We start from the raw sequence: 15,072 nt of genomic DNA, 5'->3' as shown, positions 1-15,072 counted from the left end.
ATCCGTAATCGTCATTCTAATTACGGATTTTTTATACAAAAACGATAGTTAGTCTTTCTTTATGGGTGAAAAACTCAGTAACGCGTTGATAAAACCATTATTGATAATTTTAACCAAAAATGGCGTTAAACCAGCCTGATACTGTTTTAACCACAAAATCCCAGATACGACTAAAGAAACCACCTTCTTCAACCGCTTCTTTTACAACTAAAGGACGTTGTTCAATCACTTCATCGTTTAATAAAAAGTTAACTGTACCCACCACCTGGTTTTGTGTTAAAGGTGCTTCTAATACTGGATTAGTTAAAGTAAATGAAGCTCTTAAATTTTTCAGTTCACCTTTAGGGATCGTGATTGAAGCATCATTAGCAACGCCTAAAGCCACTTCCCCTTTATCGCCATACCATACTTTTTGTTTTGTCAGTGGTGCATTTTCTTTAACTGGTGTGACGGTTTCAAAAAAGCGGAATCCCCAACCCAATAATTTTTCACTCTCAGCAAAGCGAATTTTGTCTGACGGTGCACCTAAAACAACCGCAATTAAGCGCATATTTCCTTCAGTTGCCGAAGATACAAGGTTATATCCAGCACCATTTGTGTGCCCTGTTTTCACACCATCAACATTCATATTTTTATTCCACAATAAACGGTTGCGGTTTGGCTGACGAATATTGTTGAATGTAAATTCTTTTTCTTTATGTATTTCGTATTCTGATGGAACATCACGGATCATGGCAGCAGTTAGCAAAGCCATATCTTGTGCAGTTGTATATTGTCCATCAGAATCTAATCCATGGACCGTTTTAAAGTGCGTATTTTTTAAACCCAGATTGTTGGCATAGGAGTTCATTAAATCAACAAACGTTTCCTGACTTCCCGCAACATGTTCAGCTAATGCGATACTGGCATCATTACCCGATTGAATAACCATGCCTCGGTTTAAATCAATGACTTTTACCTGATCCCCCGGTTTCAAGAACATTAATGATGAGCCTTTTAATACCGGATTACCTGTTGCCCATGCATTGCGTCCTACAATCACCATATCGTCCGGCGACATACGCCCTTCTTTGATGGCTTGTCCAACCACATAGCTACTCATGATTTTTGTCAGGCTGGCGGGATCTAAACGCTCATCAGGTTTCTCTGATGCCAGAATTTTTCCGCTGTTGTAATCCATTAATACATAAGATTTTGCCTCTATTTGAGGAGGTACAGGATTATTTACCGCAAATGAAGGACTAGAAATAATTAGCAGTAAACCCATTCCCGCGGTAACCTTACCCAGAACAGATGGAATATTTTTTTTCATTACCGATCACCCTTTTATATCAATTTGTTAAAGCTTTCCTACTATATGGCTTTCTGGAATAAGACGCCAACATTGATATATAGAGATTTATCTTATATTCATGCTTAACGCCCTATAGAGGGAAATTTTATTACTTATCGTGGTTTAGGAGACCTTTATGTTAAAAGTCTGGGGTAGAAAAAACTCATCTAACGTTAAAAAAGTTCTTTGGTGCTTAAAGGCGTTAAACGTTCCTTATGAGCAAATTGATGTTGGAGGCCCGTTTGGTGGGCTCAATGAAACAAATTATTTAGCGATGAATCCCAACGCTTCTATTCCAACACTACAAGATGATGACTTTACATTATGGGAGTCTAATACCATTCTTCGTTATTTATGCTCAAAATATGAAAATAACACATTCTATCCAATTGATCCTAAACAACGAGCAAATGTAGAAAAATGGATGGACTGGTCAAATGGCAGCTTATTTTCACCCATTCAACAAATGATGATAATGATTGTTCGCACACCTAAAGAACAACAACATCCTGAGCAGATTGAAGAATTAAAAGAAAAACTTAACAAACTGATCAGAATTGCAGATAACCAACTAGCAAAAACAGCTTATTTTGCTGGAGATGAAATCTCTCTTGCTGATATAGCTATCGCGCCACTGGTTTACCCATGGCTCGAAGTTTGCAAAGATAGACCTCACTTCCCACATATTGAGCGCTGGTTCGCTCAATTAAGTGAAAGTTCTATTTTCCGTGATGTCGTGTTACTGCCTGTAAATTAAGTTAATTCATTGGCATTTTGTCGGGATCTGGATAATGATAATGGAATCCAAGATCTCGACAGATCTCCTGCCCATCAATCTCCCGTATTAACGGTTTCTCTTCATCAGCAAATTCAGGGGGAATAAGATCAAGTTGAGAGGATACTCTCGTGTAAAAATCTTTCTTTTTAGGATGAATAGGTGCACATAAATTATACAAATGTCCCCCTTCATTTTGTGCAAGCAGTTGTTCAACTGCAAAAATCACATCATCAAGATGAACTAAATTGACACATTGATGCGCACCTTTTACCTGCTTTTTACCCGATAAAAAACGCCCAGCATGACGGCCTGGCCCCACTAATCCCGCCAATCGAAGAATATCAACCGTGGTTAATGGTAAACGATGTAACCAGTTTTCAACTTCAGCTAACATTTTTGCCGATTGTGTTTCAGGCCGAATATCCATTTCTTCTGTGATATTACCTGTCTGATTGCCATATACAGAAGTAGAGCTAATGTAAATGACTCTTGTGATATGGCGAGACATTGCACTATCCACTAGCGTTTGAATAGCTTCAACATAATCATAACCGCCACCAGCGGCACTGGGTGGCAATGTGATGATCAGAACGTCAGTTTCCATTAAGTAATCAAAATCATCTCTATCACATTCAATTGCGGGTGTTAAATTCACTAAACAGCAATCAACGCCACTCATTCTTGCTGCTTCTACGCCATCTTCGGTGGTTTTAGTCCCTTTAACTTGATAGCCTGCATCACGCAACGCAACCGCAAGTGGTAAACCTAACCAACCTAATCCAACGATGGTTATTCGTTTCATTTTGCTCCCCTACTTAAATGGCTTAGTCAAAGTATGCTATAAAATTTTTATTTCGCCATCACATATAAATACTACTTATATTTTGTTGATTTTTAGCATACTCCTATATACTCGCTCACTTGTTGGATTAAGTAAATAAGAGAAATATTAAAATAGCATTAAAAACAAAAGGTTATAAAATAATTAAATTATTATTAAAAAATAGGTTGCTTTTCACTTTGCAAATCATGTAGGTTGAAAGGCAGACAATTTCTGAATGTTGGTTACTAAATACAAATTAATAGTAACGAGCATTATCAAATAATAAATAGTGTAATTAGCTAGGAAAATAATTATGTATAGCATTCAACTAAACCACCATCATCACCATCATCCTGACTAGTCTTTCAGGCGATGAGTGCTGGAAGACGTTTAAGAAACGCTTCCGGTGGTCTGAATGCAGGCAAACAATAAAAACCCCGGAAGGCAACTTCCGGGGTTTTTTTATAGCTAATTTTCAAACAAAAATAGAAACAAGGGCAGGGTAACATTATGTTAGACAAAACAAGATTAAGAATTGCAATGCAAAAATCAGGTCGTTTAAGTGATGAATCACGCGCCCTTTTAGCGCGTTGTGGCATCAAAATTAACTTAAACCAACAACGTCTGATTGCTTATGCGGAAAATATGCCAATCGATATTTTACGTGTGAGAGATGACGATATCCCCGGCCTAGTGATGGACGGTGTGGTTGACTTAGGCATTATTGGCGAAAACGTATTAGAAGAAGAATTATTAAAACGTCGCGCACAAGGCGAAAATCCAAGTTATCTCACACTACGACGCTTAGATTTTGGTGGTTGCCGTTTATCTATTGCGACCCCTGTCGATTTCGACTATCAAGGTGCTGAATGCCTAGATAATACACGTATTGCTACCTCTTACCCAAATCTATTAAAACGTTATTTAGACCAAAAAGGCATCAAATTTAAATCGTGTCTATTAAATGGATCTGTTGAAGTCGCTCCTCGTGCCGGCCTTGCTGATTCTATCTGTGACTTAGTTTCAACTGGTGCAACATTAGAAGCAAATGGTTTAAAAGAGGTTGAAGTGATTTACCGCTCAAAAGCGTGCTTGATCCAACGCGACGGTGAAATGGAAGCTGATAAACAAGCACTTATCGACCGTTTACTCACTCGTATTCAAGGCGTTATCCAAGCCCGAGAATCAAAATACATTATGTTACACGCACCAAGCGATTGCCTCGAAGATGTCATTGCATTACTTCCTGGTGCAGAAAGACCAACAATTCTACCGCTTGCCGGTGATCAAAATCGCGTTGCAATGCACATGGTCAGTAGCGAAACCCTATTCTGGGAAACAATGGAAAAACTTAAAACATTAGGTGCAAGTTCAATTCTTGTTTTACCAATAGAAAAAATGATGGAATAAGGTGAAATGATGAAAACGGGTTTTAATACATTAATTTACTGGAATGAATACACACAAGAGCAACAAAAGGGGCTATTAACTCGCCCTGCGATTTCTGCATCAGGTTCAATTACAGAACAAGTTGCTAACATCATTTCACAGGTACGCAATGATGGGGACAAAGCGCTTAAAGCACTTAGCCAAAAATTCGATAAGGCAGCGCCGGAAAGTGTATTGGTGCCAAAAGCGCAAGTTGATGAAGCTACAGCAAGACTTAATAACGAAATAAAACAGGCGGTAGCACAGGCGATGAATAATATTCGCCGTTTTCATGAAGCTCAAATTCCTAACACAATTGAAGTGGAAACTCAGCCTGGCGTATTTTGCCAACAAGTAAGCAGACCTATTGATGCAGTAGGACTTTATATTCCCGGTGGTTCGGCTCCATTACTTTCAACCGTAATGATGCTCGGTATTCCAGCGCGTATTGCCGGTTGTCGCAAAGTTATTCTTTGCTCACCGCCCCCTATTGCTGATGAAATTTTATATATTGCTCAACAAATTGGTATTAATGAAATATTCCAAGTGGGTGGCGCACAGGCAATTGCAGCAATGGCATTCGGTACAGAGTCTATTCCTAAAGTAGATAAAATATTTGGCCCTGGTAATGCTTATGTTACCGAAGCCAAACGCCAAGTCAGCCAATCACTACAAGGTGCTGCTATTGATATGCCAGCAGGCCCTTCTGAAGTATTAGTCATTGCTGATGCCGATGCAAACCCTGCATTTATTGCCGCTGATTTATTGTCACAAGCAGAGCACGGTCCAGATTCACAAGTCGTGTTATTAACGCCAGATGAAGCATTAGCTAAATCGGTTATTGCCGAAACTGAAACACAACTGGCTCAGTTAAGCCGAGCTGAGATTGCTAAACAAGCCTTAGCTGAAAGCCGTGTCATTATTACTCGTGATCTCGATCAGTGTATTGAAATCAGTAACAATTACGGCCCTGAACACTTGATTATTCAAACCAATGACGCAGATATGCGTGTTGATAATATTACCAGTGCAGGTTCTGTCTTTCTTGGGGCTTGGTCTCCAGAATCTGCGGGAGATTATGCTTCTGGTACCAATCACGTTCTACCGACTTATGGCTATACTTCAACCTACTCAAGTTTAGGTTTAGCTGATTTTATGAAACGTATGACCGTGCAAAAACTCACAGCACAAGGTTTATCTGATTTAGCACAGACAATTGAAATACTAGCGCAAGCAGAACAATTAACGGCTCATAAAAATGCGGTCACACTTCGTGTTAACGCTTTGGCTCAGGGAAAAAAATAACGATGAACATTGAATTTGATATCACCACACTTGCCAGAAAAAATGTACGTGAATTAACCCCTTATCAGTCTGCAAGACGTTTAGGGGGAAATGGTTCAGTTTGGTTAAATGCAAATGAATACCCTGTTGCACCCGAATTTACTTTTAATGAAAAAAATTTAAACCGTTACCCTGAATGCCAGCCCGTTAATGTTATTAATCGTTATGCAACATACGCGGGTGTTAGTCCAAATCAAGTCTTAGTCAGCCGTGGTGCGGATGAAGCTATTGAACTGCTTATTCGCGCTTTTTGTGAACCCAGTAAAGATGCAGTACTTTATTGCCCCCCCACTTACGGCATGTATAGCGTTAGTGCAGAAACTTTTGGCATCGAACAACGAGTTGTACCGACATTAGCAGATTGGAGTCCAAATGTAGAAGCCATTGCATCTCAACTTGAGAATGTAAAACTACTCTATCTGTGTAGCCCCAATAACCCAACAGGGAACATTGTTAACCCATCCCTTATTCGTGATGTATTAGAACTCACTAAAGGCAAAGCTATCGTTGCAGTTGATGAAGCTTATATAGAATTCTGTCCACAAGCATCGATTGTTTCATGGCTTGAAGATTACCCGAATTTAGTCATTTTACGTACCTTATCGAAAGCCTTTGCATTAGCTGGGTTGCGCTGTGGGTTTACGCTTGCCAATCCACCCGTTATTGAATTATTACTAAAAGTGATTGCACCGTATCCCCTGTCAACACCTGTTGCCGACATTGCAGCACAAGCATTAACTAAGGCAGGTATTGACGTGATGAGAAACCGTGTTGCTGAAATATCGCGTAACAGAAAGATTTTATCTGATGCGTTAAAAAAATTACCGAATGTTGAGCAGGTTTATAATAGTGAAACCAACTATATTTTAGTGAAATTCACTGATGCTAATCTAGTTTTCCGTACTTTATGGGAGCTAGGGATCATTTTACGCGATCAACAACGTCAATATGGGCTTAATGGTTGTTTGCGTATTTCTATCGGTACAGCTGAAGAATGTGATAGCGTGATCAATGCCATAAAAAACATTCAAACTGCAAACGTATAAAAACATTAAAACGATAACAACAAAAATCGCAACTGAAGGAGCTTACCATGAGCCAAAAAATTCTTTTTATTGACCGTGATGGCACTTTAATCACCGAACCACCTACAGATTATCAAGTTGATAGACTCGATAAACTTGCCTTTGAAAATGGTGTGATCCCTGCGCTAATTACGCTACAAAAGGCGGGTTACAAACTTATTATGATCACGAATCAAGATGGATTAGGTACAGAAAGTTTTCCTCAGGCAGATTTCGATCCTCCACATAATTTGATGATGCAAATTTTGTCATCACAAGGAATAACCTTTGATGATGTTTTAATTTGTCCTCATAAACCTGAAGATAACTGCCCTTGTCGCAAACCTGAAACAGGGCTTGTGACACAATATTTAGTTGATGGTGCACTCGATAAAGATAACAGCTACGTTATTGGTGATAGACAAACAGATATTCAGTTAGCTGAAAATATGGGTATTAAAGGCTTACTTTATAATACCGATGATCTCGATTGGGCGGTTATCACAGAACAACTCACCCAAAAAGATCGCTATGCGCACGTTGAACGTAAAACAAAAGAAACACAAATTGCTATTGATATCTGGCTTGATCGTGAAGGTGACAGCCAAATCAGTACCGGTGTCGGTTTCTTTGATCATATGCTTGATCAAATTGCCACTCATGGCGGTTTTCGTATGAACATCGATGTACATGGCGACTTAGTGATTGACGATCACCACACCGTTGAAGATACCGGCCTGGCTTTAGGTGAGGCCCTACGCGAAGCATTGGGTGATAAACGTGGTATTGCCCGCTTTGGTTTTACATTACCAATGGATGAATGCCTCGCAAGCTGTGCATTAGACATTTCTGGCCGTCCACACCTTGAATACAAAGCGGAATTTAAATATCAGCGTGTCGGTGATCTAAGTACAGAGATGATAGAACACTTTTTCCGTTCACTCTCTTACACCATGGGTTGCACATTACACCTGAAATCAAAAGGCAAAAACGATCACCACAAAGCTGAAAGCTTATTTAAAGTCTTTGGTCGTACATTACGCCAAGCTATTCGTGTTGAAGGTAATACTTTACCAAGCTCAAAAGGTGTTCTGTGATGAAAGTGGTTATTCTCGATACAGGTTGTGCCAATTTAGCCTCTGTCGCTTACGCCGTTAAGCGACTCGGTTATGACCCCATTATTTCCTATGAAAAAAACGTTGTGCTATCTGCGGATAAACTCTTTTTACCCGGAGTGGGAACGGCTCGCGCAGCAATGGAACAACTGGAAGCACGCGAATTAATTCCTTTAATTAAGGCGTTAACACAGCCTGTTTTAGGAATTTGTTTAGGCATGCAAATATTAGCCTCATTAAGTGAAGAAGGTAAAAGTATTCCGTTATTAGGACTAGTTGATGGCACAATTAATAAACTAGATACAGCGGGCTTACCGCTACCTCATATGGGTTGGAATCAAGTATTAGCCAAACCTGCTCATCCTCTTTTTCGTTCTCTTGATGACGATGCTTGGTTCTATTTTGTTCACAGTTATGGTTTAGCATTAAATGAATCAACCATTGCCGAAACCGAATATGGATCTCGCTTTAGTAGTGCAATTCAAAAAGATAATTTTTATGGTGTGCAATTTCACCCAGAGCGCTCAGGAAAAGCCGGCGCTCAACTTATCAAGAATTTTTTGGAGATGTAACGCGTTATGATCATTCCAGCATTAGATTTAATTGACGGGAAAGTCGTTCGTCTTCACCAAGGTGATTACACGAAACAACGTGATTACGATGATGATCCGCTGACACGCTATCAACAATATGAAAAAGACGGTGCAAAGCTCCTTCATTTGGTGGATCTAACCGGTGCAAAAGATCCTTCTGCTCGCCAGATTTCACTGTTAAAAGAGCTTGTTGCTTGTGTGAATGTACCAGTACAAGTGGGGGGTGGCATTCGCACTGAAGATGATGTGAAATCATTACTCGATGCAGGTGCAAGTAGAGTTGTTATTGGCTCTACCGCAGTCAGTCAGCCCGAAATGGTGAAAACTTGGTTTCAACGCTATGGTGCAGATGCCATTGTGTTAGCCCTTGATGTTCGTATCGATAAACAAGGTCAAAAATGGGTAGCCGTGAGTGGCTGGCAAGAGAACTCCCCCTATACCCTTGAAGAGATCATCGAACTTTATCAAAGTGTCGGATTAAAGCATGTGTTGTGTACCGATATTTCTCGTGACGGCACATTGACAGGCTCTAACGTTGAATTGTATACAGAAATTAGCCAACGTTTTCCTGACATTTTATTTCAAGCTTCTGGTGGTATTGGTAATTTACAAGATATCGCAGCGCTTCCAGCATCTGGCGTCGCTGGTATTATTGTTGGTAGAGCATTATTAGAAGGCAAATTTACATTAAAAGAGGCGATATCATGTTGGCAAAACGCATAATTCCTTGTCTTGATGTTCGTGATGGACAAGTCGTTAAAGGTGTTCAATTTCGAAATCATGAAATCATTGGTGATATTGTCCCTCTTGCAGAACGCTACGCCAAAGAAGGCGCTGACGAGCTTGTATTTTATGATATTACCGCCTCTTCTGATGGCCGAGTTGTTGATAAGAGCTGGGTATCGCGTGTTGCTGAAGTGATTGATATTCCATTTTGTGTTGCTGGTGGCATTCGTTCTGTTGAAGATGCAGGAAAAATTCTCTCTTTTGGGGCTGATAAAATTTCGATTAACTCCCCAGCACTATCCGATCCTTCACTGATATCTCGTTTGGCAGATCGCTACGGTGTGCAATGTGTTGTCGTCGGTATTGACACTTGGTTTGATGAAAAAACAGGTGAATACCTAGTTTATCAATTCACAGGTGATGAAAAACGGACACAACAAACACACTGGAAAACACTTGATTGGGTACGCGAAGTTCAGAAACTCGGTGCGGGTGAAATTGTTTTAAATATGATGAACCAAGATGGTGTAAGACAAGGCTATGACCTAAAACAACTCGCCTCAGTACGCCAAGTCGCTAATGTTCCTATTATCGCATCAGGAGGCGCTGGCGAAATGTCACACTTTCTTGATGCCTTTAAATTAGCCAATGTCGATGGCGCACTTGCAGCATCTGTTTTTCATAAACAAATCATTAATATTAACGAATTAAAACAATATCTTGCAGAAAATGACGTTAAGGTAAGAATATAATGAATAGTGAAGCATTAGCACAATTAGATTGGGAAAAAGTCGATAATCTCATGCCTGTGATTATCCAAAATGCCATTTCAGGCGATGTATTAATGCTCGGTTACATGGATAAAAAAGCGCTAGATGTAACGCTAGAAAGTGGAAATGTTACCTTCTATTCACGTACCAAACAGCGTTTATGGACAAAAGGCGAAACATCAGGCAATTTTCTCAAGTTAGTCAATATTTATCCTGACTGTGATAATGATACTTTACTTATTTTAGCTAACCCAATTGGACCTACCTGCCATAATGGCACTGAAAGTTGCTTTGCACCTGCACAAAGCCAATGGGGATTTCTCTATGAACTCGAGAATATATTACGTGAGCGTAAAAATGCCTCACCTGATAGCTCTTACACTGCCCGCCTTTATGCCAGCGGAACAAAACGTATAGCTCAAAAAGTAGGAGAAGAAGGCGTAGAAACGGCGTTAGCTGCCACGGTTAATGACAGAGAAGAGCTAAAAAATGAAGCCTCTGATTTGCTCTATCACTTAATGGTATTGTTACAAGACCAATCATTATCACTCTCTGATGTTATTGATTGCCTACAAGCGCGCCATAAAAAAGCAGAATAATTGATATAATGTAATACGACAAAGCCGATACAAACTTCAATGTATCGGCTTTCGCTTTTGAAAAAATAAAAGTCGTTACTTAATGACTTTTCTCTTCTTTAAACATTACATTGCTTGGCGGAATAACTCGATAACATCACTTTCAGAACCTTGAACAGGGTTAGTGATTGCACAAGCGTCTTTCAGCGCATTTTCAGCTAATGTTTTAAAATCTTCTTCTTTCACGCCTAATTCTTTCAGACCTGCTGGAATACCCACATCCTTAGCCATTTTGCGAATTTCTTCGATACATGCTTTAGCGCCTTGTTCATCGCTCATTGCAGAAACATCAACACCCATCGCTTGTGCAATATCTTTTAAACGTCCCGCAGCAGCTTGGATGTTATAAGCTTGAACATGTGGCAATAAAACAGCATTACACACACCATGAGGTAAATTATAGAAACCACCTAATTGGTGAGCCATAGCGTGTACATAACCTAAAGAAGCATTATTGAATGCCATGCCAGCTAAGAATTGAGCATAAGCCATATTTTCACGTGCTTGCGCATCACCACCATTATCAACAACTTTACGTAAAGACTCGCTGATCATAGTGACTGCTTTTAATGCACACGCATCAGTGATTGGGTTTGCTGCGATTGAAACATACGCTTCAACCGCATGAGTTAATGCATCCATACCTGTTGCAGCAGTTAAACCTTTTGGCATACCAAGCATTAATTCTGAATCATTTACAGATAAAATTGGGGTAACGTTTTTATCAACAATAGCCATTTTGATATGACGCGCAGTATCGGTGATGATACAAAAACGAGTCATTTCTGATGCAGTACCTGCTGTGGTATTAATTGAAATCAGTGGTAATTGAGGTTTAGCTGAACGATCGACACCTTCGTAATCTGCAATTTTTCCACCATTAGAAGCGACTAATGCGATACCTTTAGCACAATCATGTGGAGAACCACCACCTAAAGAAATCACACAGTCACATTGATGTTCTTTCAGCAGAGCTAAACCCGCTTCTACGTTTTCAACTGTAGGGTTTGGTGCTGTACCATCATAAGTCACACTTGCAATACCTGATTCAGTCAATAATTTACTGACTTTATCCACAACACCCAGTTGATTTAAAACACTATCAGTAACGATTAGCGCTTTATGAAAACCGAAGTCTTTCATTGAGCTTACAGCTTCCGCAAGACAACCTGCACCAATTTTATTTACAGAAGGGATATAGAATGTTGAAACAGCCATTATTGACTTCCTTTTTAGTAATTAAATCTGCGTTTTAATATGTTCTATTCTTTTTGTTCTTAAATTGATCATCATCAAAATAATGAATAAATATCAATTTGTTTATCATGTTATTACAGGTAATTAAATTTAGAAGCCCAATTACCCTATTAATTCAATAGGATAATACTATTAACATATTATCATTTGTAACAAAATAATTTGAAAAGCTTATCAAAATAATCAAAACCAGCCATAAACATCACAGCAGAATATTTTTTTTAAAGTCGTATAATGGCTTTAAAAAAATCACTTATTAAATTCAGGAGTCATTGATGTCTTTGACTATTTTTGAGCAACTTACTACTTTATTAGATAACAACCACGCTACTTATCGTGTTATGGAACACTCTACCGCAGGTCGTTCTGAAGAGGTTGCAAAAATCAGAGGAACACAATTAGGACAAGGCGCAAAAGGGCTGGTTTGTCATATAAAAGGAAATGGAATTAAGCAACATGTGCTGGCAATATTACCCGCCGATAAACAAGCTGATCTCTCAAAACTTGCACATCAAATTGGAGGGACAAGAGCATCTCTAGCGAGCCCGAAAGAAGTGGATGATCTTACCCAATGTGTATTTGGTGCTATCCCTCCTTTTAGTTTTCACCCTTCATTAAAACTGGTAGCAGACCCTCTACTTTTTGAACGTTTTGATGAATTAGCATTTAATGCGGGCACATTAGAGCGCTCTATTATTCTCAATACGCAAGATTATAAACGTATTGCACAACCTGAATTGATTCACTTTATTCGAGAAGAAAATACCGAAGAATAAAACAATTCCATTTTAACAATTACCCTATAAATAAAACCTATAAAGGGTAATTGTTATCATAAGATTTATTTTTCATTATGATGTGTTTTTTTCATAATAATACTGAAGAGTAAAGAGAATCGCTTTACAAACTATTTAAACTGACTTTATTTTTCCTGTTTATATTTATTTACATTTTAATTTTTTCATTCACTTTTAACGCCATTAAAATACACATACCATTAAATAAACTCGAATAAAAAATACAAAAGATAATTTCATTAACTTAACATTTAAGTAAAATAAATTTTAATAAAACTGATTAAATAGAAATTAAATCTATTTTTTTAGATAAAGAGCACAATATTTGATAAAATCAATTTTATTTTATTGACCTAATTTACTCATACCTTTAAGTTACCCATCACAACAAAACAAATGTAAATAATAATTTACATCGTAATACCTCTTTTATTTATTTAATATCTTTCAGTTACAGGGAATTTTTTATGCAGACTTCATCTCGCAAGCTCCCCTTTTATCGAGTTTTATATATTCAAGTTATTATCGCCATTCTTCTAGGCATTTTACTCGGTCATTTTTATCCTGATATTGGTGAATCCTTCAAACCTTTAGGGGATGGTTTTATCAAAATTGTAAAAATGATCATCGCACCTGTGATCTTCTTAACCGTCGTGACAGGCATTGCGGGAATGAACAATATGAATGCAGTAGGAAAAGTAGCAGGTAAATCAATGATTTACTTTCTCACATTTTCTACTATTGCACTTGTTATTGGATTAATCACTGCTAACATTATTCGTCCTGGAGATGGTTTAAATATCTCTCCTGGCTCATTAGATAGCAGTAGAGTTGAAATGTACGTCACACAGGCACATAGTTCTTCTCTTGTTAGCTTTCTGATGAATATCATTCCCGATACTATCGTTAGCCCATTAGTTAACGGTAATATCTTACAAGTACTGTTTGTGTCTGTCGTTTTTGGCTTAGCTCTAGCCTCAATAGGAACAAAAGGTAGGCCTGTACTTGAATTTTTACAACAGCTTTCTGAACCTGTTTTTAAAATGGTAGGAATGCTAATGAAGTTAGCACCTATTGGCGCCTTTGGCGCCATGGCTTTTACAATAGGTAAATATGGTATTTCTTCCATTGGTAATCTAATGTTATTGGTGATTACTTTTTATCTTACTGCCTTACTTTTTGTCTTAGTGGTATTAGGATCTGTCGCTAAATATAATGGTTTTTCTATTCTTGCTTTAATTAAATATATTAAAGATGAACTCTGGCTTGTATTAGGCACCTCTTCATCAGAAGCCGCATTACCGACATTAATGAGTAAAATGGAACAGTTAGGCTGTAAAAAATCGGTAGTCGGCTTAGTCATTCCGACTGGCTATTCTTTTAATTTAGATGGCACCAATATCTATATGACCATGGCTGCGTTATTTATCGCTCAAGCAACCGGCGTTGATCTGTCATTAACAGAACAAATCACGTTACTGTTTGTTGCCATGATCAGCTCAAAAGGTGCGGCGGGGGTGACAGGAGCCGGTTTTATTACTCTTGCAGCAACACTCTCTGTTGTACCTAGTGTTCCTGTTGCAGGTATGGCGCTTATCTTGGGTATAGATCGCTTTATGTCAGAATGCCGTGCATTGACCAATATTGTGGGTAATGCTTGCGCCTGTATTGTGGTCTCTCGCTGGGAAAATGCGTTGGATACAGAGAGAATGAATGCTGTTTTTAATGGAAGGATATCAAGAGAAGACATACCTCATGATAATTTAGTCTCTAATAATGAAAGCAATGAACCTCATTATGTAAAAGTATCAGAATAATAAATTGGATCCATTCTTAAACAAATAATGATAAAAGAGAGTATTTATTTAAATACTCTCTTTTTTATTAATTTTTTCTTTTATATTTAATTCGTTATCGCCGTGGTAACGTTTCAATCACCATAAATAATCCATTGTATTCAAATGCTACTGACAATTATTGTTACTTTAATGAGCTAAAACAAGTGTGGTAGAAAGAATAGGACTTTTACTATGACACACTTCAACCATCAACAAGGTAAAACCTTGCTTATTAATAATGCAGATATTTATATTGAAACACTGGGTAACCCAAAAAATTACCCTATTATTTTACTGCATGGAGGAATGGGAAATTTAACCTCATTTAACCCTTTAGTTGATTACTTAAAAGATTATTACCTTATTGTAATATGTTGGTGCTATCGGATCAGCTTCATTACTAAATGTGCCTTTTATTTCACATAGCGTTCATGAAGAAAAACCTCAATGGATAGAGAACATCTTTAATGATGTTTTAAATGGTACTATCTCCGTTTAATACCGCAATATAAAATTTATAAAAAAGGTGCTCAATTTGAGCACCTTTTATTTGTTATATTTCGATTAA

The 15,072-nt window shown here is 38.2% G+C and carries 15 protein-coding genes and 1 other annotated feature; of the genes, 12 read left to right on the top strand and 3 right to left on the bottom strand.

Features of this window, described 5'->3' with window-relative positions:
• Positions 1 to 109: 109 nt before the first annotated feature.
• Positions 110 to 1,312, bottom strand: coding sequence for a serine hydrolase (locus GWJ05_RS17290; protein ID WP_161681523.1), 1,203 nt, complete (start codon positions 1,310 to 1,312; stop codon positions 110 to 112).
• Positions 1,313 to 1,469: 157 nt separating this feature from the next.
• Between GWJ05_RS17290 and GWJ05_RS17285 the strand changes: the two genes are divergently transcribed.
• Positions 1,470 to 2,090 (top strand): glutathione S-transferase family protein, encoded by a 621-nt coding sequence (locus GWJ05_RS17285; protein ID WP_087803608.1) that lies wholly within the window; start codon positions 1,470 to 1,472, stop codon positions 2,088 to 2,090.
• A gap of 1 nt (position 2,091) precedes the next feature.
• On the opposite strand, the gene GWJ05_RS17280 is transcribed toward GWJ05_RS17285, so the two are convergent.
• Positions 2,092 to 2,913: an SDR family oxidoreductase gene (locus tag GWJ05_RS17280; RefSeq protein WP_036938204.1), complete on the bottom strand. Its 822-nt coding sequence runs from the start codon at positions 2,911 to 2,913 to the stop codon at positions 2,092 to 2,094.
• Positions 2,914 to 3,270: 357 nt separating this feature from the next.
• Positions 3,271 to 3,401, top strand: a sequence feature (His leader region).
• A gap of 43 nt (positions 3,402 to 3,444) precedes the next feature.
• Here GWJ05_RS17280 and hisG point away from each other — a divergent pair.
• The 8 genes from hisG to hisIE are packed head-to-tail and all read left to right on the top strand — an operon-like array spanning position 3,445 to position 10,573.
• The gene (hisG, locus tag GWJ05_RS17275) at positions 3,445 to 4,344 is read left to right on the top strand and encodes an ATP phosphoribosyltransferase (RefSeq protein WP_036938206.1); all 900 of its coding nucleotides are present in this window, start codon (positions 3,445 to 3,447) and stop codon (positions 4,342 to 4,344) included.
• A gap of 6 nt (positions 4,345 to 4,350) precedes the next feature.
• Positions 4,351 to 5,667: a histidinol dehydrogenase gene (gene hisD, locus GWJ05_RS17270; RefSeq protein WP_036938209.1), complete on the top strand. Its 1,317-nt coding sequence runs from the start codon at positions 4,351 to 4,353 to the stop codon at positions 5,665 to 5,667.
• A 2-nt stretch (positions 5,668 to 5,669) separates the two neighbouring features.
• Positions 5,670 to 6,752, top strand: a complete 1,083-nt coding sequence (gene hisC / locus GWJ05_RS17265; RefSeq protein ID WP_161681522.1) for a histidinol-phosphate transaminase — start codon at positions 5,670 to 5,672, stop codon at positions 6,750 to 6,752.
• 47 nt (positions 6,753 to 6,799) lie between these two features.
• Entirely contained in the window at positions 6,800 to 7,867 is a 1,068-nt protein-coding gene (gene hisB, locus GWJ05_RS17260) for a bifunctional histidinol-phosphatase/imidazoleglycerol-phosphate dehydratase HisB (RefSeq protein ID WP_161681521.1), read from the top strand.
• Positions 7,867 to 8,457 carry an imidazole glycerol phosphate synthase subunit HisH gene (hisH, locus tag GWJ05_RS17255; RefSeq protein ID WP_036938214.1) on the top strand — a complete coding sequence of 197 codons (591 nt, stop codon included), beginning with the start codon at positions 7,867 to 7,869 and terminating at the stop codon, positions 8,455 to 8,457. Before hisB ends, hisH begins: the two co-directional genes overlap by 1 nt.
• Before the next feature lie 6 nt (positions 8,458 to 8,463).
• Complete coding sequence (gene hisA / locus GWJ05_RS17250; protein ID WP_036938216.1) at positions 8,464 to 9,201, top strand: 1-(5-phosphoribosyl)-5-[(5-phosphoribosylamino)methylideneamino]imidazole-4-carboxamide isomerase; 738 nt, start codon at positions 8,464 to 8,466, stop codon at positions 9,199 to 9,201.
• Positions 9,183 to 9,956, top strand: coding sequence for an imidazole glycerol phosphate synthase subunit HisF (gene hisF / locus GWJ05_RS17245; RefSeq protein WP_036938220.1), 774 nt, complete (start codon positions 9,183 to 9,185; stop codon positions 9,954 to 9,956). The genes hisA and hisF overlap by 19 nt, the downstream gene beginning before the upstream one ends.
• The gene (gene hisIE / locus GWJ05_RS17240; RefSeq protein ID WP_052038526.1) at positions 9,956 to 10,573 is read left to right on the top strand and encodes a bifunctional phosphoribosyl-AMP cyclohydrolase/phosphoribosyl-ATP diphosphatase HisIE; all 618 of its coding nucleotides are present in this window, start codon (positions 9,956 to 9,958) and stop codon (positions 10,571 to 10,573) included. The genes hisF and hisIE overlap by 1 nt, the downstream gene beginning before the upstream one ends.
• A 105-nt stretch (positions 10,574 to 10,678) precedes the next feature.
• On the opposite strand, the gene yiaY is transcribed toward hisIE, so the two are convergent.
• A complete protein-coding gene (gene yiaY / locus GWJ05_RS17235) occupies positions 10,679 to 11,830 on the bottom strand; it encodes an L-threonine dehydrogenase (protein ID WP_036938226.1) in 1,152 nt (383 codons plus the stop codon).
• Positions 11,831 to 12,144: 314 nt separating this feature from the next.
• Between yiaY and GWJ05_RS17230 the strand changes: the two genes are divergently transcribed.
• The 3 genes from GWJ05_RS17230 (at position 12,145) to GWJ05_RS17220 (ending at position 14,930) form a co-directional block, all read left to right on the top strand.
• Entirely contained in the window at positions 12,145 to 12,645 is a 501-nt protein-coding gene (locus GWJ05_RS17230) for a YbaK/prolyl-tRNA synthetase associated domain-containing protein (protein ID WP_036938228.1), read from the top strand.
• Between the two features lie 488 nt (positions 12,646 to 13,133).
• Entirely contained in the window at positions 13,134 to 14,483 is a 1,350-nt protein-coding gene (locus tag GWJ05_RS17225; protein ID WP_087803614.1) for a dicarboxylate/amino acid:cation symporter, read from the top strand.
• Positions 14,484 to 14,696: 213 nt separating this feature from the next.
• The gene (locus GWJ05_RS17220) at positions 14,697 to 14,930 is read left to right on the top strand and encodes an alpha/beta fold hydrolase (protein ID WP_036938232.1); all 234 of its coding nucleotides are present in this window, start codon (positions 14,697 to 14,699) and stop codon (positions 14,928 to 14,930) included.
• Positions 14,931 to 15,072 lie beyond the last annotated feature (142 nt).

It is taken from the genome of Proteus sp. G2626 (assembly GCF_009915985.1).
Lineage (GTDB): Bacteria > Pseudomonadota > Gammaproteobacteria > Enterobacterales > Enterobacteriaceae > Proteus > Proteus vulgaris.
The sequence above is the reverse complement of the archived record's forward strand: the minus strand, read 5'-3'. Positions and strand labels throughout refer to the sequence as shown.